At 62.3% G+C, this 24,523-nt stretch carries 22 protein-coding genes; 12 read left to right on the top strand and 10 right to left on the bottom strand.

Annotated elements, in window-relative coordinates:
- Nucleotides 1–15 precede the first annotated feature (15 nt).
- Nucleotides 16–2,313, top strand: coding sequence for a phosphoribosylformylglycinamidine synthase subunit PurL (gene purL / locus HMPREF3056_RS06115; protein WP_070680149.1), 2,298 nt, complete (start codon nt 16–18; stop codon nt 2,311–2,313).
- A gap of 137 nt (nt 2,314–2,450) precedes the next feature.
- Here the strand turns inward: purL and HMPREF3056_RS06110 are convergent, their stop codons facing one another.
- Nucleotides 2,451–3,410, bottom strand: a complete 960-nt coding sequence (locus tag HMPREF3056_RS06110; RefSeq protein WP_070511040.1) for an Abi family protein — start codon at nt 3,408–3,410, stop codon at nt 2,451–2,453.
- 267 nt (nt 3,411–3,677) lie between these two features.
- Nucleotides 3,678–4,715 carry an alpha/beta hydrolase gene (locus tag HMPREF3056_RS06105; RefSeq protein ID WP_046649318.1) on the bottom strand — a complete coding sequence of 346 codons (1,038 nt, stop codon included), beginning with the start codon at nt 4,713–4,715 and terminating at the stop codon, nt 3,678–3,680.
- Nucleotides 4,716–4,958: 243 nt separating this feature from the next.
- Between HMPREF3056_RS06105 and HMPREF3056_RS06100 the strand changes: the two genes are divergently transcribed.
- Entirely contained in the window at nt 4,959–5,660 is a 702-nt protein-coding gene (locus HMPREF3056_RS06100) for a PAQR family membrane homeostasis protein TrhA (protein WP_046649317.1), read from the top strand.
- 30 nt (nt 5,661–5,690) lie between these two features.
- Here the strand turns inward: HMPREF3056_RS06100 and HMPREF3056_RS06095 are convergent, their stop codons facing one another.
- The 3 genes from HMPREF3056_RS06095 to HMPREF3056_RS06085 form a co-directional block, all read right to left on the bottom strand.
- The gene (locus HMPREF3056_RS06095; RefSeq protein WP_049157184.1) at nt 5,691–6,326 is read right to left on the bottom strand and encodes a DUF6891 domain-containing protein; all 636 of its coding nucleotides are present in this window, start codon (nt 6,324–6,326) and stop codon (nt 5,691–5,693) included.
- 95 nt (nt 6,327–6,421) lie between these two features.
- The gene (locus tag HMPREF3056_RS06090; RefSeq protein ID WP_070754347.1) at nt 6,422–8,506 is read right to left on the bottom strand and encodes an acyl-CoA dehydrogenase family protein; all 2,085 of its coding nucleotides are present in this window, start codon (nt 8,504–8,506) and stop codon (nt 6,422–6,424) included.
- Nucleotides 8,507–8,537: 31 nt separating this feature from the next.
- Nucleotides 8,538–9,836 carry an acetyl-CoA C-acetyltransferase gene (locus HMPREF3056_RS06085; RefSeq protein WP_070511036.1) on the bottom strand — a complete coding sequence of 433 codons (1,299 nt, stop codon included), beginning with the start codon at nt 9,834–9,836 and terminating at the stop codon, nt 8,538–8,540.
- Nucleotides 9,837–10,021: 185 nt separating this feature from the next.
- Between HMPREF3056_RS06085 and HMPREF3056_RS06080 the strand changes: the two genes are divergently transcribed.
- Both HMPREF3056_RS06080 and HMPREF3056_RS06075 read left to right on the top strand, forming a co-directional pair.
- Nucleotides 10,022–11,362, top strand: a complete 1,341-nt coding sequence (locus HMPREF3056_RS06080) for a 3-oxoacyl-ACP reductase (RefSeq protein ID WP_070754346.1) — start codon at nt 10,022–10,024, stop codon at nt 11,360–11,362.
- Entirely contained in the window at nt 11,363–12,292 is a 930-nt protein-coding gene (locus HMPREF3056_RS06075; protein ID WP_070754345.1) for a MaoC/PaaZ C-terminal domain-containing protein, read from the top strand.
- Between the two features lie 42 nt (nt 12,293–12,334).
- On the opposite strand, the gene HMPREF3056_RS06070 is transcribed toward HMPREF3056_RS06075, so the two are convergent.
- Nucleotides 12,335–13,369 carry an acyl-CoA thioesterase gene (locus tag HMPREF3056_RS06070; protein WP_049157174.1) on the bottom strand — a complete coding sequence of 345 codons (1,035 nt, stop codon included), beginning with the start codon at nt 13,367–13,369 and terminating at the stop codon, nt 12,335–12,337.
- Nucleotides 13,370–13,402: 33 nt separating this feature from the next.
- Here HMPREF3056_RS06070 and HMPREF3056_RS06065 point away from each other — a divergent pair, with 33 nt between their 5' ends.
- The 3 genes from HMPREF3056_RS06065 to purM are packed head-to-tail and all read left to right on the top strand — an operon-like array spanning nt 13,403 to nt 16,402.
- Nucleotides 13,403–13,807 (top strand): sterol carrier family protein, encoded by a 405-nt coding sequence (locus tag HMPREF3056_RS06065; protein WP_070511032.1) that lies wholly within the window; start codon nt 13,403–13,405, stop codon nt 13,805–13,807.
- A 10-nt stretch (nt 13,808–13,817) separates the two neighbouring features.
- Nucleotides 13,818–15,335 (top strand): amidophosphoribosyltransferase, encoded by a 1,518-nt coding sequence (purF, locus tag HMPREF3056_RS06060; protein WP_070511030.1) that lies wholly within the window; start codon nt 13,818–13,820, stop codon nt 15,333–15,335.
- Nucleotides 15,336–15,349: 14 nt separating this feature from the next.
- Nucleotides 15,350–16,402 (top strand): phosphoribosylformylglycinamidine cyclo-ligase, encoded by a 1,053-nt coding sequence (gene purM / locus HMPREF3056_RS06055; protein ID WP_046649308.1) that lies wholly within the window; start codon nt 15,350–15,352, stop codon nt 16,400–16,402.
- A 111-nt stretch (nt 16,403–16,513) separates the two neighbouring features.
- Here the strand turns inward: purM and HMPREF3056_RS06050 are convergent, their stop codons facing one another.
- The gene (locus HMPREF3056_RS06050) at nt 16,514–16,741 is read right to left on the bottom strand and encodes a DUF3073 domain-containing protein (protein ID WP_070511197.1); all 228 of its coding nucleotides are present in this window, start codon (nt 16,739–16,741) and stop codon (nt 16,514–16,516) included.
- Between the two features lie 188 nt (nt 16,742–16,929).
- Nucleotides 16,930–17,991: a CAF17-like 4Fe-4S cluster assembly/insertion protein YgfZ gene (locus HMPREF3056_RS06045; protein WP_070511028.1), complete on the bottom strand. Its 1,062-nt coding sequence runs from the start codon at nt 17,989–17,991 to the stop codon at nt 16,930–16,932.
- A 30-nt stretch (nt 17,992–18,021) separates the two neighbouring features.
- Between HMPREF3056_RS06045 and HMPREF3056_RS06040 the strand changes: the two genes are divergently transcribed.
- On the top strand, nt 18,022–18,909 hold the full coding sequence (locus HMPREF3056_RS06040; protein ID WP_070511025.1) for an aminodeoxychorismate lyase: 888 nt from the start codon (nt 18,022–18,024) through the stop codon (nt 18,907–18,909).
- A gap of 30 nt (nt 18,910–18,939) precedes the next feature.
- On the opposite strand, the gene HMPREF3056_RS06035 is transcribed toward HMPREF3056_RS06040, so the two are convergent.
- Entirely contained in the window at nt 18,940–19,614 is a 675-nt protein-coding gene (locus HMPREF3056_RS06035; protein ID WP_046649306.1) for a heme-binding beta-barrel domain-containing protein, read from the bottom strand.
- Between the two features lie 63 nt (nt 19,615–19,677).
- Between HMPREF3056_RS06035 and HMPREF3056_RS06030 the strand changes: the two genes are divergently transcribed.
- On the top strand, nt 19,678–20,718 hold the full coding sequence (locus HMPREF3056_RS06030; RefSeq protein ID WP_046649305.1) for a diacylglycerol/lipid kinase family protein: 1,041 nt from the start codon (nt 19,678–19,680) through the stop codon (nt 20,716–20,718).
- Here HMPREF3056_RS06030 and HMPREF3056_RS06025 read toward each other — a convergent pair.
- Entirely contained in the window at nt 20,715–21,551 is an 837-nt protein-coding gene (locus HMPREF3056_RS06025) for an LmeA family phospholipid-binding protein (protein ID WP_046649304.1), read from the bottom strand. The two genes, HMPREF3056_RS06030 and HMPREF3056_RS06025, sit on opposite strands and share 4 nt — an antisense overlap.
- Before the next feature lie 33 nt (nt 21,552–21,584).
- Here HMPREF3056_RS06025 and mshD point away from each other — a divergent pair, with 33 nt between their 5' ends.
- The 3 genes from mshD to HMPREF3056_RS06010 all read left to right on the top strand — a co-directional run.
- Nucleotides 21,585–22,499 (top strand): mycothiol synthase, encoded by a 915-nt coding sequence (gene mshD, locus HMPREF3056_RS06020; protein ID WP_070754344.1) that lies wholly within the window; start codon nt 21,585–21,587, stop codon nt 22,497–22,499.
- Nucleotides 22,500–22,672: 173 nt separating this feature from the next.
- Nucleotides 22,673–23,782 carry a phosphate ABC transporter substrate-binding protein PstS gene (gene pstS / locus HMPREF3056_RS06015; protein WP_046649303.1) on the top strand — a complete coding sequence of 370 codons (1,110 nt, stop codon included), beginning with the start codon at nt 22,673–22,675 and terminating at the stop codon, nt 23,780–23,782.
- A 143-nt stretch (nt 23,783–23,925) separates the two neighbouring features.
- On the top strand, nt 23,926–24,523 hold a 598-nt coding region (locus tag HMPREF3056_RS06010; RefSeq protein WP_371441527.1), incomplete at its 3' end, for a PstC family ABC transporter permease.

The raw sequence follows: 24,523 nt of genomic DNA, 5'->3' as shown, positions 1-24,523 counted from the left end.
TTATAAGGAGAAACAATGACCGTACACAACGACACCGTCGAGCAGGCGGCCGCGCAGCCTGAGCTGGAGCAGCCCTACCGCGAGTTGGGCCTGAAGGATGACGAGTACGCGCACATCCGCGAGATCCTGGGCCGCCGCCCTACCGACGCCGAGCTGACCATGTACTCGGTGATGTGGTCGGAGCACTGTTCTTATAAGTCCTCCAAGACGCACCTGCGCTACTTCGGTGAGACCATGACTGAGGAAATGGGCTCCAAGATCCTAGCCGGCATCGGTGAGAACGCCGGCGTGGTGGACATCGGAGACGGCAACGCGGTGACCTTCCGCGTGGAAAGCCACAACCACCCGTCCTACGTGGAGCCGCACCAGGGAGCGGCCACGGGTGTCGGCGGCATCGTCCGCGACATCATGGCGATGGGCGCTCGCCCGATTGCCGTGATGGACCAGCTGCGCTTCGGCCCGGCTGATGCCCCCGACACCAAGCGCGTTTTGCCTGGCGTGGTTGGCGGTATTTCGCACTACGGTAACTGCTTGGGCCTGCCCAATATTGGCGGCGAAACTGTTTTTGACGAGTCCTATGCGGGCAACCCGCTGGTCAACGCGCTGTGCGTGGGCACGCTGAAGGTGGAGGACCTCAAGCTCGCTTTTGCCTCCGGTACCGGCAACAAGGTCATGCTCTTCGGCTCGCGCACCGGCCTCGATGGCATTGGTGGCGTGTCCGTGCTGGCCTCTGACACCTTCGAGGATGGCGCGGAGCGCAAGCTGCCGGCCGTTCAGGTGGGTGACCCGTTCGCGGAGAAAGTCCTCATCGAGTGCTGCCTGGAGCTGTACAAGTCCGGCATCGTCGTGGGCATCCAGGACTTGGGCGGCGCGGGCCTGGCGTGCGCCACCTCCGAGCTGGCCGCCGCCGGTGATGGCGGCATGGAGATCAACCTGGACAACGTCCCGCTGCGCGCAAAGGATATGACCGCCGCGGAGATCCTTGCCTCCGAGTCCCAGGAGCGCATGTGCGCCGTGGTGACCCCGGAGAACGTGGAAAAGTTCAAGGAGATCTGCGCGCATTGGGACGTCACCTGCGCCGAGATCGGTGAGGTTACCACCGGCAAGCACCTCATCATTCGCCATCAGGGCGAGGTCGTTGTGGATGCCCCGGCCGGCACTATCGCGGACGAGGCCCCAGTCTACGATCGCCCCTATGCCCGCCCGGAGTGGCAGGATGCGCTGCAGGAGTTCACGGGCGTCGAGAAGCAGGACCTCACCGTGGCGCTGAAGAAGCTCGTGGCCTCCCCGGCGCTGTGCTCCCGTGATTTCATCACCGAGCAGTATGACCGCTACGTGCGCGGCAACACCGTGCAGTCCCACCACGCGAACGCCGGTGTGCTGCGCATCGACGAGGAGACCGGCCGCGGTATCGCGGTATCGGCTGATGCTTCTGGGCGCTACACCAAGCTGGATCCGAACATGGGCACCCGCCTGGCGTTGGCGGAGGCCTACCGCAACGTCGCTGTGACCGGTGCACGCCCGGTCGCCATCACCAATTGCCTCAACTATGGTTCCCCGGAAAACCCGGACGTGATGTGGCAGTTCCGCGAGTCCGTGCATGGGCTTGCCGACGGCGCCGTGGAACTCGGCATCCCCGTCTCCGGCGGCAACGTCTCCTTCTACAACCAAACCGGCGAGGAGCCGATCTTGCCGACGCCCGTCGTGGGCGTCCTGGGCGTTATCGACGACGTCCACAAGTCCATCGGCAACGAGCTTGGTCTCGTGGAGGAGCCGGAGGTCCTCGTATTGCTGGGTGAGACCAAGGATGAATTTGGTGGCTCCATCTGGCAGCAGGTCAGCGCTCATGAGCAAGGAAATGAGTCGGAGAATGGTTTGAATGGTCTGCCGCCGCAGGTGGACCTGGCCAACGAGCAGCGCCTCGCGGACTTCTTCGTGGGCAACGAAGGCTTGACCGCTGCACACGACATCTCCGAGGGTGGCCTTGCCGTCACCGCATTCGAGATGGCCAAGCGCAGCGGTGTGGGCCTGAGCCTGGACCTGTCCAAGGTTCACGAGGATGCCTTCGTGGCAGCCTTCTCCGAGTCCGCCTCCCGCGTGCTCGTGGCGACGACCGCGGACCGCGTCGACATGCTGCTGCAGCGCGCTGAGGAGTGCGGTGTACCGGCCGTCGTCGTCGGCCAGACCACCGACAACGGTGAACTGGAACTCGGCGGCGAGTCCATCGCCGTTTCTGAGCTGCGTGAGGCCTGGGCTGCAATCCTGCCGGACCTCTTCGGCCACGCGGTCGGGGCAAACTCCGTGGTGGAGTAGGCCCCACTCACGCTGCTTGTCCCGCAGTTTCTAGAAGAAAAGCCCAGCTTCGGCTGGGCTTTTCTTTCCCCGAAGAGCCGCTTCGTAAGACCCACGAAACTCGCAACTGTTTGTTGCTTCAAAGGCATGAAAAGAACTTAAAGTGTCTTTTCATCCCAGTCGCTTTGAATTCCGATACTGGCTTTTTCAACAAGAGGATTCGTGAGGAAGTGCTGGTTTAATGATGCCACTACTTTGTCAGGCCAGGTAGTCCCAGGGGACACGGTTCGTAGCATATGCGCCATGACAATTAAAGCGCCGAATAGCTTTTCACTTTGAATCTCTGGCAGGAGGTAAAGGCTCCCATTGCTACGGATAACTTCAGTTGGAGCCGGAGCAAAAGAACGATTCCATAGCCTTCCATGGTGCGCACACGTATTCCGAATGATAGTTAGCTGCTCGAGCCAACTTGCCAGCGGATGTTTTTTCGTAAGTTTTTGCTTCTGATTCCTATTCAAACTAGCGAAGTCGATCTTTATATCCAGCGCTTCCGAAATCGATCGCTGATCGTTGGATCCTAAGCCTGCATAGAGCTTTGAAATATCCGAAAAATCGAGCACTTCAGCCACAACCCACATGGGATACTGTCCACCGTATTCATCAATGTAGTGCTTCACGGCGTCGTTCTTCTTTGCCCTCGCGAGTCGTCCATACGCTGTACTCAGCCACGACACGTGGTCGAAGTTTGGCCGAAAGTCGTCTGAGCGGAGGTAGAAAGTAGGATCATTGGGGTGTCGAGTACATAGCAGCTCGACGAGCTTGGTTCGCATCGCTACTTCGATTCGCTCCATTCCGTCATGGATCAGGGTGCGGAGTTTCCTATCGGCTTCATATAAGGAGATGACGTGCACAAAATCGGTACCATCGACGAAGTGACTTGAACGACTAGTTCCGTCTTCATTGAATTGTCTGGCTGGATACCAATAGGCAGAAAGTCGGTAGTAGCTAACGTGTGAAAACCATTGTTCAGCTAAAGCTTTGTCGATCTTCATGCCACGGCTTTGCAACCGAATAATATGCTCGTCAATGGTCGCTGCTGGCTTGAGCGATGAAGACATGGGAAGCCAATCTAGAGAGGGGACGAGTTGTTGTGGGGATCGGTTCGGCGGAACGGCGTAAATAGAGATCCAGCCCACTCCGAGTTTCCGAAGAGAAACCGGGCGGGCTGAACTATTAACCAGCATTTTACCGCAGGACCTTGAAATGCGTCAATCCCACTTTTCAGGTAGACGTGCACGTTGAAGGTCTAGTTGTTCATCCGAGGCTCTGTGAAATTAGGGTGCATCGGGGACATCGCCCGAAGTGAGGCGGCAACCTGTTATTACTTAAGCACCGATGGTGCGGGCGATGGTCTGGTCCCAGCTCAGCTTCATCTGGTGAGAGAAGAGGCCGAAGGTGTGCGAGCCTTGGGGGCTGAAGTAACGGTTCACGCGCACCCCGGCGTTGCGGGCGTTGCGGGTGAATTCCTCCGAGCAGTGGTTGGCCACCATCTCTATCGCGCGGGGCCCGAGCCACTGGCTGGGCTTGTTCGTGCCATCGATGGGGCCCGGGGTGCCGGAGGCCGAGCCCACGAAGACCTCGACGTCGCGAAGGCGGCCGGGATTAGCGTTGGGGTCGTGGTCGAACCACTGCGGGGAGCCCGGCAGGCCCCACGCGTTGAAGGAGGAGCCGCCGCCGTAGGCCATCATCGCGGTGGAAGTGGGGAAGCCAATCGCGCCGGAGCGCACCGGGCAGCCGGAGTAGGAGGCCGCGGCCTTGTAGCGCTGTGGGGCGTGGCCGGCGATGTCGAGTGCAGCACCGCCGGTGGAGGAAACACCACCAATGGCATCGCGGCCGGTGCCGTGGAATTCGGCGTCGATCAGCGGGGGCAACTCAGTGGTCATGTAGGTGTTCCACTTGTTGACGCCCAAGATGGGATCCTCGTTATCCCAATCGGTGTAGAGAGAATAGGCGCCGCCGAGTGGCATCACCACGTTGACGTTCTTGCCCACGGCCCATTGGCGAATATCGGTGTGCGTCATCCAGTTCATGCCCGCCTGGCCGCCCTCCACGCCGGGCAGCAGGTAGAAGGAGGGGCGCGGCTTATCGCCCTCGGGGAGCAGGACGTTATTGGAAATCACCGCACGGTTGGCCGGGGACCACACGTCCACCACCCAGTGGTTGCCGCCCATGTGGCGCTGTGAGGTGATGAAAGGCTCGTCGCCCAGCCAGGGCTGCGGGTTGGTCACGCGCGAGGAAACCTCGCCGATCGTGCTGGACTGAGCGGAAGCGGAGCCGACGCCTGCCGACGCCGCCCCCAGCGCCACCATGACGGCCGCGAGCAACGTCGCGGTGCGGCGAGGAACTGAGACATAGGAAAACACAAATAGTGAAGTTTACTTTGTCGGCGCCTTCGAACTGCACATAGCGGCAGAAAACCTGGCGGTAGCTTTCGCTTAGCCCTTGTCCGCTGCAGCGCCCCGCCGTATAGTTACGGGTACGTAAGTTTTGAGGGTGAATGCGTTATTCGCATGACCCTCATTTCAGACAAGGCAAGGGCCCTCACTATGAACGCACCCAGTGCTCACATATCCTCCCCGCAAGAGTTTCCAGTTGAAGACAGCTCTATGCGCGAACACAGCACGATGGAGCAGCTCATCCAGCGCACCTATTGGATGGCGGACCGTGGTCCGCGTCCACTGACGCGCGGCTGGGGCCATTTCTTTGCCGCGATTGCTTCCCTCATCGCATCGACCGTCCTCATTACCTTTGGGTGGATGACGTTGCCGTGGTGGCAGGGTCTCGCGGTGACGGTCTACGGCGTGGGAGTGGTGGGGCTCTTTACGGTCTCAGCCCTGTACCACCGCTGGCCGTGGGTATCGATGCGCGCGGTGCAATGGTGGCGGCGTGCTGACCACGCGACGATTTCTGTGTTTATCGCGGCGACGTACACGCCGCTGTGCGCCATCGTGCTGGAGCCGACGCAGGCGCTATGGATGCTAACTGCGGCGTGGGTGGGCGCCATCATGGGCGTGGTCTTGAATTTGGTGTGGATCAATCATCCGCGGTGGTTGGATGTGGTGGTCTACCTCGTCCTGGGCTGGCTCATTCTGCCGCTGCTGCCAAACCTGTGGCAGTCCGCGGGGCCGGCTGTAGTGTGGCTGCTGTTCGCAGGTGGGGTGGTGTACTCGCTGGGTGCGTTGATGTACGGCTTCAAGTGGCCGGGGCGTAATGCGCGCTGGTATGGCTACCACGAACACTTCCACACCGCGACGATCGCCGCGGCGGTGGTGCACATGGTAGCCATCTGGATGGTTGTGGCGGGCTAGCCCTATACAGGGCTAGCGTTGTGGGGCTATTTACTCGGCATCGGTGAGATCTTCGGCGAGGGGGAATTCGAGAGCGACGTCCTGGCACAGAACGCGCGCTGTCGTCGAGCCATTCCACTCGGGATCAAAGCCCACGGCGCGCAGGGCCTCGACGAGTTGCTCGCCGACCTTGATGGTTGCTTCTTCGTTTTCCTCCATCGCGGAGAAACCGAAGTACAGCTCGCCGTCGTAAATAACTCGGCTGATGTCCTGTCGGTGGCAGTAGGCATAGCCGCTGCGGCCTTCCTTCTCAGCGAGCTTGGAGCCTACCCAGACGCCGTCTGAGAGATCCCAGGCCTCGTTGAACGTGAAGGAGATATCGCGCTGAGCAAGCTCCTCGCGCAGGGCTTCGAGGCGCTTAACATCCTCCGACTTTTCTGTGACCAGCCGGCCGTATTCTGCGGCGACTTCGTCGATGATGGTGTCAAAATCCTCTGGATAAGGTTCCTCGTAGCTGGCCTCCCATTCGGAGGGGTCATCGAGGACTTCAATGTAGTCGTTGTGGATGTCCTGGCGAGATTCGCCGTGGCAGAGGCGCAATGCGATGTCATTGCGAAGCGGACTTGGCTCAAGGAGATCATCGGCGGGTGGGAAGGAACTGGAGAACATCGGATGCTGTGTGGTCATAGCTCAGAGAGTAACCAGCCCCTATCGCTACTTTCAGAAAACTAGGGAGGGCACCCCGCCAGATGGCGAAAGTGCCCTCACTATGCGTGGAGTGACTAGACGTGGAGCGGATCCACTCCGGCCTCGGTCAGCATCGGGATGTTGTGTACCTCAGGCGGAACGCCGAAGGCATCGACGAGCACGACGGACCACGGTGCCAGCGAATCCACGAGGTCGTTGATGGCGGCGCGGGCGGCCTTGATCCGGCCTGCCGGGATCAGGTTGTGTTCCTGGTACCAGCCCGCGTGCTGGACCAAGGTGTCGAAGACGAAGAGGTGGCGCAGCTGCTCAAAGACCTGGCGTGCCAGCGAACCTTCCTCAAGACGCTCCTCTGCCTCAATCATGGCCTGGACCAACAAGGTATCCACGCGGGCCCAGCCGGCGGCGATGAGGTGATCCTGGCACTGATCCACGATGGCGGCGGCCTGCACCTTATCGGCCTTGCGGGCCGGCTGGATGCGGCGCACGAGGGAGAAGAGGATGGACTGGGCACGGTCGTCGATCAGCTTGGCCTGGTAGGTGGCGTCGAAAAGCGAAGCTTCGGAGGGGTTCACGCGGTCCACCAGGCCTTGCAGACGGGTGGTGAACCCGTAGCGGCGACGAACCACATCGGTGGCGGTGGAGGCCGCGTATTTCACGGTGTCCCACGGGCTCATGTCATTCATCGCGCGGCCGTAGGCGGTGAGCAGGTTCTTGCCCACCATCTGGATGAGCACGGTGTTATCGCCCTCGAAAGTGGCGAAGACATCGGAGTCGGCACGGTAGGTAGTCAGGCGGTTCTCCGACATGTAGCCAGCGCCGCCACAAGCTTCGCGGCATTCCTGGATGGTGCGAGTGGCGTGCTGGGTCTGCGCAGTTTTGATGGCCGCGGCCAAGGATTCCATCTCGCGGGAGGCGAACTTCTGCTCTTCGGTCGGCTCCGTGACGGACCACGTGCCGGCCTCGTGCTGGTCGTTTTGCTCCTGGTAGCGCTCCAGAATCTGGTTGTAGAGCAGGTGCAGCGCGTACGTGCGGGCCAGCGGGATGAGCAAGCGGCGGCGGTGCTGACGGTGCTCGATGAGGCGCTTCTCAGCGCCGGTCGCGCCCTCAAACTGGCGGCGGCGGTTGGCGTAGCGGATGGCGATGTCCAGGGAGGCCTCGGTGGCTGCGCCCGCCGCACCGGAGACGCCGATGCGACCGCGGATAAGCGTACCCAGCATGGTGAAGAAGCGGGCATTCTTGGACTCGATGGGGGAGGTGTCCCTGCCATTTTCGTCCACATCGGCGAAGCGGTTGAGGAGGTTCTCGCGCGGCACGCGGACGTTGTCGAAGCGCAGGGTGCCATTGTCGACGCCCACCAAACCACCCTTGTGGCCATGATCGCCCAGGGTGACGCCTGGTAGCTCGTTGCCTTCTTCATCGCGGATAGGGACGATGATGGCGTGGACGCCGTGGGAGCGGCCATCGCTGTCCGGGGTAATGAGCTGGGTGAAGACGACGGCCGCACGGCCGTCCTTGGCGGCGTTGCCGATGTAGTTCTTCACCGCGGAATCGGAGGGGGTGTTGATGACGAACTCGTTGGTCTCCGGGTCGAAGGTGGCGGTGGTTTCCAGGGACTGCACGTCGGAGCCGTGGCCGCGCTCGGTCATAGCGAAGCAGCCTGGCAGCTCCAGGCTGGCGGCTTTCTTGACCCACTCGAGGTGGCGTTCGGTGCCGAGCTGATCCAGGGCGCCGCCCCACAGGCCCCACTGCACGCCGGACTTAATAGCCAGTGAACCATCAACCCAGGCTAGGCCCTCCAGGGTGAAGGTGGACAGGTTCGGCTTACCGGAACCGCCGTTGGCGCGGCGCAGGCCGTGGTTGAAACCGCCGAAGTCGCGGACCTTGGAGAGGTTGTCAAAGGTGTGCTGGCGCTGCTCCGCCATCGGCAGGTCCGGCTTCGGGAAGAGCGAAGGGTCGTTGAGGAAGGTGCGCAGCTCCTGGCGGAAGGCGGCGTGGGGGCCGTCGAGAAGCGCAGCCAGTTCGGTGGCCACTGAGGGCTTCGGGGTGGTGGGCAGGCGGTGCGGGCTGCGGGCCTCGGCCTTGGGGGCGTCGGTCGTGGCCTGGTTGTTGAGTTCTGGTGAGACGGATTTCGTGTCCGAGGAAGACTTGGTGAGTGGCATGGTGGGGGTCCTTTCTGGGGAGGGAAGTTTCTTAACGCTCGACGATGGCTGCAACACCCTGGCCGCCGGCCGCACAGATGGAGACGAGGGCGCGCCCACCACCGTTTTCTTCGAGAATCTTGGCGGTAGTGGCGAGGATGCGGGTGCCGGTGGCGGCGAAGGGGTGCCCAGCGGCAAGGGAGGAGCCCTTGACGTTGAGCTTGGCGCGGTCGATGGGGCCCAGCGCAGACTGCAGGCCGAGGCGCTCGCGGCAGTAGGTCTCGTCCTCCCATGCAGACAGGGTGGCGAGTACCTGGGACGCGAAGGCCTCGTGGACTTCGTAAAAGTCGAAGTCCTGGAGGGTCAGGTTGTTGCGCTCCAGCAGGCGCGGGACCGCGTAGGTCGGCGCCATGAGAAGCCCATCGGGGCCGTGGACAAAATCGACCGCCGCGGTCTCGGAATCGACGAGGAAGGCGCGGGGCTCGATATTGTGCTCGGCTGCCCACTCCTCGGAGCTCAGCAGGGCGACGGAGGCGCCGTCGGTCAGCGGTGTGGAATTGCCCGCGGTCATGGTGGCCTGCGTGCCGTGCTGTTCGGCATCGCGCTTGCCGAAGACCGGCTTGAGCTTGGCTAGGGCCTCCAGGGAGGAATCCGGGCGCAGGTTGGTATCGCGGTTGACGCCGAGGAATCCGGTGGTGAGGTCATCGAAGAAGCCCTCTTCCCAGGCCTGATGGAGGTTCTGGTGGGAGGCGAGTGCCAGCTCGTCCTGGGCTTCGCGGCTCACGTTCATTTCGCGGGCGGTGATGGCGGCGTGATCTCCCATGGACAATCCGGTGCGCGGCTCGCCGTTCTGCGGCTGCTCCGGGGCTAACTGCGAGGGTCGGATGGAACCGATGAGCTGGGCGCGCTGAGCGGCGGTCTTGGCGCGGGTGAGGTTGAGCAGCGTGCGGCGCAGGGTGTCATTGACGGCCAGCGGGGCATCCGAGGTGGTGTCCGTGCCTCCCGCGATGCCGGCGGAAATTCGGCCCTGGGCAATGGCATCGCCGACGTGGATAGCCGCCGCCAGGGAGGTGCAGCAGGCCTGCTGCACGTCAATAGCTGGGGTGGTCGAGTCGAGCGCGGAACCGAGGACCGACTCGCGAGTGAGGTTGAAATCGCGGGAGTGCTTGAGCACGGCACCCGCGGCGACGAGGCCGAGGCGTTCGTCGTGCAGCCCGTAGCGCGCCACGAGGCCGTCGAGCGCACTGGTGAGCATGTCTTGGTTGGACGCGTGAGCGTACTGCTTATTGGAGCGAGCAAAGGGAATGCGGTTGCCACCGAGGATGGCTACGCGGTGCGGGGGGTTGGTCATCAAAAACTCCTTCGCGAGTGGTCTGGTGCGAATCGCCCCAGTGGGAGAGGGTAGCAATCCCACCGCGCGTTTCGCATCACAACTAAGGTGATATTGTTAGTTCTATCACTCAATTAACGGGCCTTGCAACTAGCAAAATAATGCTCGCAAGGTTGTGAAGATCTCAGAAAGGAATGCGTCACCTTATGCCGCACGTCACCATTGCCGAGAAGCTCATCAACTCTCCGCTTGCCGCCAAAGCGGGTGTACCCCAGGGCCACCCCCTGCGTCGTCATAAAGTAGGCGAACCGGCGCTCGATGGCCCCATCGTCATTGGCGGCCAGGGACGCATCGCCGACTTTCTTCGCTCCCAGCTAGCCGTGGATTACCAGATCATCAACGCCTCTGCGGAGGCCCCGCGCGCCGCCCTCGTCTTCGATGCCACCGGCCTAGAGACCCCCGAGCAGTTGCGCGAGCTGTATGACTTCTTCAACCCACAGATGCGAAACCTCCTGCCGTGCGCACGCCTCGTGGTTGTCGGCACCACCCCGGAAGCTGCGGACACTATCGATGCCCGCATTGCCGCCCGCGCACTCGAAGGGTTCACCCGTTCCCTGGCCAAGGAAATGCGCAAGGGCGGCACCGTGAACCTGGTGTGGGTAGACCCTGCGGCCACCGCGGAGATGGAGTCCACCCTCCGCTTCTTCCTCTCCGGGAAGTCGGCCTTCGTGGATGGCCAGGTGGTCCGCGTGGGCGCGCAGAGTGAGGGTTCCCCCGCACGCGGCGGTGAGTCGCCGAAGTGGGAGAAGCCGCTCGACGGGCGCCTCGCGGTGGTCACCGGTGCTGCTCGCGGCATTGGCGCTACCATCGCCGAGGTGCTGGCCCGCGACGGTGCTAGCGTCATCTGTATCGACGTCCCGCAAGCTAGCGAACACCTGGCGAAGACCGCGAACAAGGTCAAAGGCACCGCGCTGCCTCTCGACGTCACTGATCCTCACGCGGCGGACAAGATTGCCCAGCATGCGCAGGAACGCCACGGACCGGCCCTCGACGTCATCGTCCACAACGCTGGAATCACCCGCGACAAGCTGCTGGCCAACATGAACGAGGGGCAGTGGGACGCTGTCCTTGCTGTTAACCTGCTGGCACCGGTACGCATTACCGAGAATCTCCTCGAATCCGGTGCCCTCGCACCGGGCGCGGCCGTAATTGGTGTGTCGTCCATGGCCGGTATTTCCGGCAACCGCGGCCAGACCAACTACGCCACGACGAAGGCAGGCATCATCGGGCTCGTTGACTCCTTGCGCTCCGTCTTGGCAGAGAACGGCTCCACCATCAACGCTGTTGCCCCCGGATTCATCGAAACCGCCATGACTGCGGCGATGCCGACCGGCCCGCGCGAAATCGGCCGCCGTCTGAACTCACTGCAGCAAGGTGGTTTGCCTGTCGACGTCGCGGAGACCGTCGCCTTCTTTGCTGCTTCGGCGTCCGCCGCGGTGAGCGGCAACACCGTCCGCGTGTGCGGCCAGAACCTCATGGGAGCATAAATGAACGTCATCACTGTCAACGAGATTCCTGATCTGCCCGCCCTTTACCGCTCCCTCATGGTGGGCGCGGTGCCCATCCCTGGGCTGGGGGCGGGCAAGCGCAAGGTTGAGGACCCGCAGACCGCGTACCGCGTCGACAGCGTGGGCGTCGACACCGAGCACCTGGCCCGCTACTGCCAGGCCACGGGCCTGCGCCTGAGCAACGAGCTGCCTGCTACCTATCTCTATGCGCTGGCCTTCCCGCTTGCCATCAAGGTGATGGCCGCCCAGGACTTTCCTTTCCCAGCCGTGGGCGTGGTGCATCTGTCCAACCGCATCGAGCAGAAACGCCCGCTGCGCGTCGACGAGCGTTGTAACATCGCCGTGCACGCGGAAAACCTGCGCCCGCACCGCAAAGGGTTGGTCATCGATATGGTGACCACTTACAGCGTTGACGGCGAGGAGATCTGGCGCCAGACTTCGGTTTTCCTAGGCCAGGGCGCGAAATTCACCAAGGACACCCCGCGGCAGGTGCGAACGCGCCCTGAAGCCGAGCGCTTCCTCGACTTCCCTGATGATGAGGCGGGAACGCCCACGGCAACGCTGCGCTTTAGTCCCGAGAGCACCCGCGTTTATGCCGCGGCATCCGGCGATAAGAACCCCATCCACGTCTCCACCGTGGGCGCCAAGCTCTTCGGTTTTCCCGCGCCCATCGCGCACGGCATGTATACGCACGCCCGGATGTTGTCGGTGCTCGACGGCACCCTTTCAAGTGCTGTACGCATCAGCGCGGACTTCTACAAGCCGGTTATTCTTCCAGCGACGACGGGCGTGTTTGTGGCTCCGAGTGTCGCCACAAACACTGAGATCGGAGCGCGCACCGTCACGTTGCGCAAAGCCAAGGATCCGAGCACCCTCCACGTGGCGTGTCGGGTTGAGCCGCTGAACTAGCTGCGGCCCCGCCCTAGTGATGGGGTGGAGGGCTGGCCTAGGTTAGTCCACGTGCTGGTGCTGTGGCGCCACCACCAGAGGCTTCGGGGAGTACTTGCCGCGCAGGCCGCGGAGAATACCGGCGTGCTCCCACAGGCGCTTGTCTTCTTCGGTGCGGGGGACAAACTGGCGGGCGGCGAGCGGCTGCCAGTCAGCGTCCATGCCCATGTAGGCCACAGTGGCGTGGATGGCGGTTTCTAGTTTCTCGCGGCCACCGCGCGGGTTACCCGCGCGGACGTGGATCGACATTTGCATCGAGCGGGTATCCGTGCGCATCATGCGGGCATCGACCTCGATGAGGTCTCCGATATGGATAGGCCGGTAGAAGCGAATGCCGCCGGCATAGACCGCCACTGTGTGCTCTCCTGACCACTCCATGGTGCAGGCAGCGCCGGCCTCATCAATCCATTCCATGGCCGTACCACCGTGGACATTGCCGCCCCAGTTGACGTCAGTGGGCTTAGCCAAGAAGCGGGTGACCATTCGAGGGGCATCGGAAGGGCCATCATAAGTCTGCTTTTCCATCTCCGCTTCGATGGCTTGGCGCAGCTCGATGCGGGATTCCGCGGCTTCCCACACACGCTGGTGCTCTACGGTGTCCGGAACCAGCGGCGGCACGGCGACCGACTTACCTGTTTCCGTGTCCTTGGCCACGAAGATGACGAGGCAGTCGCACGCGCGAGTAAAAATGCCATCGCGCGGGTCGGCGGAAAGCACCTCGTTGACGATGTGCATGGAGGAGCGCCCCGTCATCGCGATGCGCGAGCGCACCTCCACGAGGTGGCCTGAGGGGATGGGGCGCGTGAAGTGAATATGGCCCACGTAGGCAGTCACGCAGTAGGTACCGGACCATTGAACCGCGCACGCATAGGCGGCCTTATCGATCCATTCCAGGACGCGGCCGCCGCCGATGCCCTGGGCGCCGGCGATGGTGAGATCGGTGGGGGCGGCCATAAACCGCAGGGTGAGGGAAGGGGACTTCTCGTGGGGAACGGACTTCTTTTCTTCCGACGAGCTTGATGGCATGGTTGGTGACATGGATAACAAAGTATCAGGGAGCGTGGTGACCAGATGAAGAAGGCCGTTGATGCCGCCACGGCCCGCGCCGCCGTCGAAGCAGTGGCGGAGTGGATCCACGATCCTCAAGGGGCGGAAAAACCAGGTCGCGCTGCGCTTGCGGCCGCTACACGCACCACGGCCCGCCTGGTGGAGGCAGACGCGCCGGGCCACTCCGTGGAGCTGCGGGTCCCCCCATTCGTGGCAGTGCAGTGTATCGCCGGGCCTCGCCATACCCGGGGCACCCCTCCGAACGTGGTGGAGATGGATCCCCTGACGTGGCTGCAGCTGGCTACGGGTGCCATGGGGTGGGAGCAGGCGCTTGGCGACGGCCGTGTGGACGCCTCCGGCTCCCGTGCCCACGAGATTGCTGCCTACTTGCCCGTGATTCCGTTAGTTTTCACTGGCCGGAACGGCTAGGATTAGCGCCGTGGTAGCTGAACACGTCCAGAGCATAACTAAGCCCCTGTCGACGGATCCCAGCCTGGATCCCGAGCCCCGCGAAGAATGCGGAGTTTTCGGTGTCTGGGCACCAGGCGAAGAGGTTTCCAAGCTAACCTACTTCGGCCTCTTTGCCCTCCAACACCGCGGCCAGGAGGCCGCGGGCATCGCGGTGGGGGATGATGACCGCATCGTGGTCTTCAAAGACATGGGCCTAGTGTCCAATGTCTTCGATGAATCCATCCTGACCTCTCTGCACGGAAACGTGGCTGTTGGCCACACGCGGTACTCCACTGCGGGCGGCAAGGAATGGTCGAATGTGCAGCCGATGTTTGGGACGTCGCCCAGCGGCGTCGACATTGCACTCGGCCACAATGGAAACTTGGTGAATTACGTGGAGCTGCGCGCCGAGGCCGTGGAACGCGGGCTCATCAAGCCGCACGAAGAATCCGTCTCGGACTCCATGTGCCTGTCCATCTTGTTGGCGGATGGCGTCAGCGAAAATAATTCAGTCTTCGACTCGGCACTTCAGCTGTTGCCCAGGGTCAAGGGGGCATACTGCCTGACCTTTACCGACGGTCACACGCTGTATGCCGCCCGCGATCCGCACGGCGTGCGTCCGCTCGCCCTCGGCCGCCTTAGCACCGGCTGGGTGGTGGCGAGCGAGACCTGCGCCCTCGATATCGTGGGTGCGCAGTTCATCCGGGAGATCGAACCCGGCGAGCTCGTCGCTATTGATGAGACCGGTATTCGCTCCGAGCGCTTCGCGGAGACCAAGCGCCACGGCTGCGTCTTCGAATACGTCTACCTGGCGCGGCCGGATACAAACATCAAAGGCCGCTCCGTCAATGCCACGCGTGTGGAAATTGGGCGTCGCCTAGCGCGCCAGTACCCAGCGCCCGACGCGGACATGGTGATCCCCGTTCCCGAGTCCGGCAACCCGGCCGCCGTGGGCTATGCCCGCGAATCTGGGCTGACCTTTGCACATGGCTTGGTCAAGAATTCCTACGTGGGCCGCACCTTTATCCAGCCCACGCAGTCTCAACGCCAGATGGGCATCCGCCTCAAGCTCAACCCGTTGCGGGAGGTCATTGACGGCAAGTCCATCGTGGTGGTGGATGATTCGATCGTCCGCGGCAACACGCAGCGCGCCCTGATCCGGATGTTGCGGGAAGCCGGCGCTGCCGAGGTCCACGTGCGCATCGCCTCCCCGCCGGTAAAGTGGCCGTGCTTCTACGGCATCGACTTCGCCTCCCCGGGTGAACTGATTGCTAATGCCAACCCCTCCGATGACCCGGAGGAAGTGGCGCAGACCATCTGCACGGCAATCGGTGCAGATTCGCTGGGCTTCGTCTCCACCGATGAGATGGTGGCGGCCACCGAGCAGCCCCGCAGCGAATTGTGCTGTGCCTGCTTCGATGGCGAGTACCCGCTTGGACTGCCCGCCGGAAACCCCAATGCTGAGGCCGTGCGTACCCTGCAGGGCTCGACGACAACTAACGATTAAGGACTAAGTCACTCATGAGCGAGAACACGTATGCTGCCGCCGGCGTCAACATTGAGGAAGGCGACCGCGCAGTTGAGCTAATCACCCCGCACGCCAAGCGTGCCTCCCGCCCGGAGGTCATGGGCGGGCTGGGCGGTTTCGCCGGCCTGTTTAAGCTGGGCGAGTACAAGGAGCCGGTCCTCGCGGCCGGGTCAGACGGCGTGGGCACCAAGCTGGCCGTGGCTCAAGCCATGGATAAGCACGACACCATCGGCATTGACCTGGTTGCAATGTGTGTTGATGACCTCGTCGTGTGCGGCGCCGAGCCGCTCTTCCTCCAGGACTACATCGCCGTGGGCGAGGTTGTTCCGGAAAAGGTCGCGGACATTGTCAAGGGCATTGCTGAGGGCTGCGTGCAGGCAGGTGCAGCGCTGCTGGGCGGCGAGACCGCTGAGCACCCAGGCGTCATGGGCAAGGATGAGTACGATGTTTCCGCCACCGCCGTCGGTGTGGTGGAGGCCGATGAGCTCCTCGGCCCCGACAAGGTACGTGACGGCGACGTCCTTATCGCTATGAAGTCCTCTGGCCTGCACTCCAACGGCTACTCCTTGGCGCGCTACGTGCTGCTGGAGCAGGCCGGTCTGCCGCTCGATGGCTACATGGAAGACTTGGGCCGCACCCTCGGTGAGGAGCTTTTGGAGCCTACCCGCATCTACGCCAAGGACTGCCTGGCGCTGGTATCTGAGTGCGCGGTGTCGACCTTCTGCCACGTCACCGGCGGTGGCCTCGCGGGCAACCTCGAGCGCGTGATCCCAGAGGGCCTGACCGCTGAGGTTAATCGCTCGACGTGGACTCCGGGCCAGATCTTCAAGACCATCTCCTCCGTGGGCAAGGTTGCCCTCGAGGAAATGGAGAAGACGTTCAACATGGGCGTTGGCATGATCGCCGTCGTTGCGCCGGAGGATCGCGAGCGCGCGTTGGCCATGATGACCGCCCGCCACGTTGAGGCATGGGAGCTGGGCACCGTCCGTGTCGCCGAAGAAGGCGAGCCGCGCGTCCTCATGACCGGCGAGCACCCAGGGTTCTAGGTTCTGAAGAAAAGGAACAGGGCCGGAGGCGCCCCTCACTAAGAGGGGAGGCATCTCCGGCCCTTCGCTTACGTGCTGTGCATGTACAGAATGGGGAAGTGATTCGCGCGCTTAGCGCTCCTCGGAATCATCCTCATCCCACTCGTCCGAGTCCCAGCGATCCGCATAGTCCTCGTAATCCGCGTACTCCGAGTATTGATCCTCGTCCTCATCGCTGGAGCGCTTGGAGTTCTGTGAGGCGAGTTCACGCTGGAGCGAATCCAGATCCATCTCGGGCGAATTGTACTTCAGCTGGCGTGCAACTTTGGTCTGCTTTGCCTTGGCGCGTCCGCGTCCCATGTGCATGACCCCCTTGAGGTGTGTAGGGCGGTCCAGGGATTCTTGGCCGCCCCATCGTCTTAGTCAGATATGTGTATGTTCCTGTAAGACACCATAGCCTGTGTGACGAAAAAATTCCGAACTACCCCCTAGCGGTGTGCTGAAAAGTGCTCCACCCTGCGGCAAATAGTCCATTGTGTAATGTGCCACTATTTTCCGCGCAGGCGATCCACAGCGGCACGGCCGGCCTTCGGGCCTTCATCGGCAGGGATGGAATCCGGCTCGATCGATGCTGCTACCGGACCAATGGCCAGCTCTCCATGGTCGAGGGCGCTGCGCTTTACTAGACCAAGCGCGATGGGGCCATACTCACAGTCCTCCACCACGGTGCCGAGCCTGCCCACGCGACGCCCGCCCGACGTGATGTCCGCTCCGCTCTTCGGTTGCTCCGGGGCGGAGCCGTCGAGGTAGAGCAGCACCAATAAACGGGGAGAGCGCCCAAGGTTTTCTACGCGCGCGACGGTCTCCTGCCCGCGGTAGCAGCCCTTGTCCAAGTGAACGAACGCGGGCTGCTCCTCGCTGCGCCGGATCCAATGCGGAACCTCGTGGGCGATAGTCTTTGCATCGAGATCTGCGGCTAGTTCGGGCTCGCGTGCCCGCACGCGCTCGGCGGTAAAAGCCATGAGCCCCGCTAAGCTTCCGCCCTGGGCCTCCAACTCTTGCACCGCTGCGTCTAGTTTGTCCCGCGGCACGAGGAAGTCCTGGCGCGGGTAGCCCGGCCAGTGCACGGGCCTCTCCACCAGGGCCGTAGAAGGTTTGTCCAGCGCTTGACCGAGGACGCTGATGACCGCCACGTCTACTTCCTCTACGGTGACCTGGGACCAGAACACCATGGCGGTGAGGAAATCTCGCAAAGACTCGAACTGCGCCGCCGGCACATCGAGGTAGAAGGTTTTCCCGTCGAAAGATAGATCCATGTGGTGCAGGACGTGGCCCTGAATATTGAGGTCAAGGGCACCTGCGGAAAAGCCGGCGTCCACGTCATCGAGCTTTTGACTCAGGAGGTTATTCAGGAAGGCTCGGGCATCGGGCCCAGAAACCGCGATGACGCGGCGATGGGAGCGGTCGATGACGGCTGAACCTGTTTCCACCGCGCGCTGCTCGACGAGGGGGTTGCCGTAGTGCCAGGGGACCCCGGAGACATCGACGAGCGTGGTGCCCTGGAACTCAGCGGCTCCGGGCCGGGAAAGAAGTGGCGAAGAGTAACTCACGCCCTCCGATGGTAGGGCATAATCGGGGCTATGAGCCTTCAGCGCAGAAAAGAGCCGGTCATCTACGTCGTGGAGCCGTTTGGGGGATCGGTGCGGCGCCACATGCCGAACCTACCGTTGGTCTACTGGGATGATGCCGCGGTCACGCGCGGAGACGGGATTTTTGAATCCCTTCTAGTGCGTGATGGCAAGGCGGCGAACCTTCACCGCCACGCGGAGCGCTTCCGACACTCCGCCCAGGCTCTGAATTTGCCGGAGCCGCCGATGCACAAGTGGGAGGAAGCCACCGCGCTGGCTATCGCCGATTTTTATGGCCCCGCCGGCGCGGGGGACACGGGTGAATCGCCGCTCGAAGCCAAGTGCACGTGGACCTATACCCGCGGCCGGGCCTCCACCGGGGTGCCCACGGCCTGGGTCGCGGTTCAGGAAATCCCGGAGGATGTGGTGGCGCAGCGTGCGAAGGGCGTCAAGGTCATGAGTACGCCGCGATTGTGGCAGGTGGCGGAGGAGCTGCCGGCCAAGACGTTGAACTATGCGGCAACCATGGCCACACTGCGGCTGGCCCGCGAGCGCGGATTTGATGATGTGATCTTTACCGACCCCGACACGGGGCAGGTCTTGGAGGGGGCTACCTCAACCGTGGTGGCGGTTAAGGGAACCAAGCTGCGCACCCCCGCGGGTAAGGGGATACTCCCCGGAACCACGCAGGCCGCGCTGTTTGAATACGCCTCAGAACAGGGATATCGCTGCAAGGCGAAGGAGCTCAACCTGAGCTACCTCGAGGAGGCTGACTCGGTGTGGCTGGTCTCCTCGGTGCGCACAGCGGTGCGGGTGACGCGCCTCGATGACACGAAGCTCAAGGCGCCGGCGAACGCAGAAGAAATACGCGCGCTGATCGACGTCGCCCTGGCCCGCTAGATTCCCTTATGCGGCTAGCTCGCCTGCTAGCTAGCCTGCCACACGGGTGAGCTCGGCGGACATGAAGGGGCGCATCTCGCCGTCGACAAGCCGCTCATCGACCCAGCCCAAGTTGTTGTTCGGCATCAGGCCGTACATGCGCTTGCCGGGGCCGAGGTTGGCGGGGCCTGTCTCCGTCACCATGGTGGAGGCGGACTCCAGCTGCCAAGCGCGCTCGTTGAACAGGGAGCCGTAGAAGATCTCGTTGACACCATTGGAGGAGGTGTAGGTCATCTCAATCTCGTCCTTGAGAGAGATGCGCCAGAATCCGGATTCGCGCACGTCCGGGCCCGCCGGGTTGCCCTCGGAATCGATCTTCCAGGTGCGGGAGGTGTAGGTCAGGTAGTTCTCACCGTCGTGGGCGATGATGAGCTGCTGGCCAAAGGCGTACTGCTCGCCGTCGGCGCTGTGGGCCTGGCCTTCGCCCTGCCACACGCCGACGAGGGGGAGAAGCCCCAAGAGTCCATCGTGCAGCGACGGACCCTGACGCAGGTTTGCCGTCTCATCGGGCAAAGGATTCTCTGCTACATCAACGGTGGGGATGTTGCGGGAGGCAGCATCCTTCCATGCTTCCGCGGCTTGGTTGACGGCTGCGTTGCCATCAATCTTGCCGTTCTCCGGCTGGGTGTTTTCCGGGTGATTCTCATTATTCGTCTGTTCGCTCATGCTGCCCCAGCGTAGTCGTGGGGGCGCCGCGGAAACCACTAGGCTCCAGTAGTCTAGGGGGTCATGCGCGCATTGCTGATCTCAAACCCGAACTCCACGAGCCAGAATTCGGCCCTTTTCCGTGAGGTTCTGCCCGTCATTCGGGACGTGGAGGGGCTGCAGCTGCTTGCTCGCTTTACGCATTATCCGGGGCACGCGGAGGATATAGTGCGGGGCATGACCAGGGAAGACTTCGATGTCATCTTGGTTTTCGGGGGAGATGGCACGGTGAACGAAATTGTGAACGGGCTGTTGGGCCCCGCAGATTCCGCGGAACGTCCCAGCCCCCAGGACATTCCGGCTCTCGCGGTGATTCCCACGGGCTCCGCCAACGTCTTCGTCCGCGCCCTCGGCTTCCCCAATACTCCAGTCGAGGCAGCACACGTGCTGGCTCGGATGCTGGAACGCAATACGCGCCGCACCGTGTCCTTGGGGGTGTGGAATGACCGGTGGTTCGCGGTCAACGCTGGTTTCGGATTGGATGCCGACGTGCTCGCTCGCGTGGACCGTGCTCGGGAAATGGGCTTTGCAGCTACCCCGTTGCGCTATTTGGCCGTGGCCTTTCAGGCCTATCAGCGCGCCCGCATTCGCCCACCGCGCATTAGCGTGCGTGCGCGCTCCGGCTCGGGAGACACCTTCTCGGCTGATGACGTGCCCGTCATGTTCACCTCGAATACCAACCCGTGGACCTTCCTCGGACCGCTGCCGGTGGTGACGAATCCGCGCAACTCTTTCGACCAAGGCCTTGGCCTCTTCGGGGTGTCAGACCTCGGTGGCATTGATGGTCTTGTGGGCGTGCTCCACCTCTTTGGCGTGGATCACCGCCACTGGCTGAATAAGGTCACGGATGCCCGAACGCTGCACTTTGAGGATGCCGTCGAGGTGGATTTGGTGTGCCCGAAGCCGCACCGCTTCCAGGCAGACGGAGAGTCGGAGGGAACCTTCACGGAGGTGCATCTGGAATCGGAGGCGGACGCGTTGGAAGTCTTCGCTCCTACCGATCCGGCCCCGCCCATACACCGCAACGTCCGCAGGATCCTGCGCGACCTCGTTCGCATCAACTAGTTTTGGCGCCAACTCGGCGGCGTCGTCGGTGCGCTGCCTACTTCGTTGGCGGTGTCCTGTGCCTTTTGCGCTGCATCCTCGACGGCCTTTTCCTCCGATCCATCGATTTCGAGAGGGGAGAGCTGCGCCGTCTTCAAAGTGATGTTGCGGCGCTGCACCTCGAACGTAATGGAACCGCCGTGCAGCTTCACGGAGGTGGCCTGGGCAGGCAACGGTAGTTGACGGGTATCCAAGACCAACCCGAATGCTTTCTTGAGGCGCTCATCATCGGTCCCGTAGACGCTCATGCGAAATTCCGGCCCAACGAGGCGCAACGTTACCGTCGCCGTGGACTTGGTGGTGTCTCCCGGCAGCGTGCCGGTGAGCTCCGCTTCGGCAGACGGGCCGCCGGTGGGGGACATGTCATCTGGGTTGGCGATGGATAGGTCCGTAATGCCCAGCAGGCGGCCGAGGGCTACTCCGTCGATGCTAATGCTGCGCGTGTAAGTGGAGACCGGTGCACCTTCTAGGTCCCCGCTGAAGAGCTGTTCGGGACGAATGGTGATATCGCGCAGCGTCGTGGAGGCGTTGACCATCCCGAGCTTGGGCACCTCCACGTCGGAGGAGTTGACCTCGAGGTAAGGAACCTCTTTGGTCAGAGCGCCGAGGGTAAAAGGAACGCCGCCGATATACACATTGGGGCTATTTTCCAGCTGGGAACTGGCTTTCGCCTTCTGTGCCACGGTGTGCTCGGCATGCATCGCCACCGCGGAATCCGCCAGCCATGCGGTCAGAACCACTCCCGCGACGGCGGCGAGTCGGACGACGGGGCGGCTGAGGTAGATGACGGTCACCCTTCTATTACTACCGCACGTAAGCTGGGAAACATGAATATTGGGACCCTTACCCTGCCGCAGAATCCGGATTTGGCACAGCGCGTGGAGGAGCTGGCCACACGCGCCGAAACGCACGATGGTTATGCGCCGTTCTCCGAGCAGTTTGTGGTCGGCCTGCGAGATGGTCGCCTTGGGCACCGCCACCTGCTCGCACTTGAAGACGGTGAGATAACAGGTGTGGCTGCCGTCGAAGGGCAGACGGTAGAGCTCGTCGTCGACGTCGAACACCGCGGGCGCGGGGTGGGGCAGGCGCTTGTCGACGCCCTCCCAACCTCCCCCCAGATCTGGGCTCATGGCAACCTCCCGGCCGCCCAGGCGCTGGCGAAGCGCAATGGGATGGACGTCGTCAGGCGCCTGCTCGTCATGGCGATTGAGGGACGGGACCTACGCGCGGCGGAGGAAGCGTCCGCAAAGGTCGAAGGCCTAGAGATCTGCACGTACACGGAGTCGGTCGAGCGTTTCGGGCGCGAGTACGTCGAGGCGGAGTGGTTACGAGCCAACAACGAGGCTTTTTCCTGGCACCCAGAGCAAGGTGGGTGGGACCTAGAGCGCCTACACCGTGGGATGGAAGCCGAATGGTTCGATCCGGCCGACGTGCTCTTCCTGTGGGATTCGCACGGTGGTGAGCACAGTGCCCCAACAATGGCCGGCTTTCACTGGCTGAAATGGCATGAGGAGGACATCCCAGCCTTCGGTGAGGTCTATGTTGTGGGGCTGAGCGAGGCCTATCGCGGGCGCGGGCTCGGCGGCCCGTTGCTCACCGCTGGCTTGCAGCGCATGGTGGCTAAAGGAGCGGACAAGGTCATCTTGTACGTCGAGGCGGACAATGAGCCGGCAGTAAAGGCCTATGAGAAGCTCGGCTTTGGTACTGCGGAGGAGCACTGCGTCTGGGCGAAAAGTGACTAGTCTCACCGCCTTTTGGTACAAGTTAACCGATTGTTCACCTCTTGATCCCTGTGGGGTTAACCCTCCCCATATAGCTTTACTTCCCGTGAGTTAATCGCGCTTGCCTTTGGAGAGGGTAGGGGGCGATTTCCTCGAAAAATCATTCTCTTGTATCCGTACCGGAAAGGTTCCCCGTGATTCGCAACTTCAAGCGCACTGCCGCTATCTTCGGCATCGTCGCCGCCACCTCCACCGCTCTCGTTGCCTGCTCCGAGTCCAACGAGTCTGATTCCGCCGATGGCGGCTCCGACTCCGTAGAGGTCTCCGGTGACCTCTCTGGTGAGGGCGCTTCCTCCCAGAAGTCCGCAATGTCCGTCTTCGAGAAGGCCTTCCTGAACGAGTACCCGGATGCTAACTTCTCCTACACCTCCTCCGGTTCCGGCGCTGGTGTGAAGGCCTTCAACGGTGGCACCGTTGACTTCGCTGGTTCCGACTCCGCCCTGAAGGAGGACAAGGGTGAGGTTGAGGCTGCTAAGGAGCGTTGCGACGGCAACGACGCATGGCACCTGCCGACCACCATCGGCCCGGTTGCTATCGCCTACAACCTGGGTGACACCGAGGTCAACCTCTCCACCGACACCCTGGCCAAGATCTTCAAGGGCGAGATCACCAAGTGGAATGATGACGCCATCAAGGCTGAGAACGAGGGCACCGACCTGCCGGACAAGAACATCACCGTTATCTTCCGCTCTGATGAGTCCGGTACCTCCGACAACTTCCAGAAGTTCCTGACCGCCGCTACCGGCAACTGGGACAGCGAGGGCAAGCAGTTCCCGGATGCTGTTGGTGAGGGCGCTAACGGTTCCTCCGGTGTGGCTGACCAGGTCGCTTCCATCGAGGGTGCTATCACCTACGTTGAAGCTGGCTACGCTCACCAGAAGGAAGCCGATGGCGTCAAGATTGCCAAGATTGACTTCGGCAACGGCCCGGTTGAGCTCAACGCTGAGTCCGTCGGTGTTGCTCTGGACCACCTTGCTTTCAAGGACACCGGCTCCGAGCACAACATGGTTGTTGACTCCGACAAGCTCTTTGCTTCCAACGACGAGGGCGCCTACCCGCTCATCCTGACCACTTACAACATCGTCTGCTCTGCTGGCTACGATGAGGAAACCTCCGCTCTGGTGAAGGCATTCTTCAACACCGTTCTGGACAACCAGAATGACGAGCTGGAGAACGCAGGCTTCATCCCGGTTGCTGGTGACCACCTCGAGCGCCTGAAGGCAGCTGTCGACGCTATCCAGTAAGCGCCGCTGACTGCGGGCCTTAGTTCCGTAGTTGCCGTTTACATACACACTTCCGCCCCCAATCCGCCGTTAACGAGCGCTTTGGGGGCGGTAGCGTGTCCCGCATTTTTCATTGATCCCGTTGAAAAGGATTCCCTAGTCTCATGGCAGACAATAATCTCACCACAGCGTCATCCACGAAGGAGGATGCCGTTTCGGCGATCCGTCCCAGCGCGCATGCATCCACCGCTGATGCTGCCCCTACTCCGGCCGTTAAAACGGGTGTCAAGCGCCCGGGCGATCGTGTCTTTGAATTCCTGTCCACTGCGTCCGCCACGCTAATCACGGTGATGATCGCTGCCATCGCAGTCTTCCTTGTGTGGCAAGCGGTCCCTTCCCTTGCCGTCAACGAGGGCGGCATCGTAGGTTTCTTCACCTACGGTGAGCGTTGGGAAACCACCGATACCGACGCAATGAAGTTCGGTATTCCGACCATGTTCGGCCACACCGTGCTGATTTCCATCGTGGCTCTCATCATCGCGATGCCGGTAGCACTCGGTATTGCTATCTTCTTGTCCAACTACGCACCAGCCAAGCTGGTGAAGCCGCTGGGCTTCCTCGTCGACATGCTCGCTGCCGTGCCGTCCATCGTGTACGGCCTGTGGGGCTGGCAGGTTCTCGGCCCCGCATTGTCCGGCTTCTACACGTGGCTGCACTCCTGGGCAGGTGGCTTCTTCCTGTTCAAGGTCTATGACAACTCCC

The organism is Corynebacterium sp. HMSC056F09 (assembly GCF_001815785.1).
Lineage (GTDB): Bacteria > Actinomycetota > Actinomycetes > Mycobacteriales > Mycobacteriaceae > Corynebacterium > Corynebacterium hiratae.
This window is presented reverse-complemented; position numbering and strand designations above follow the sequence as displayed.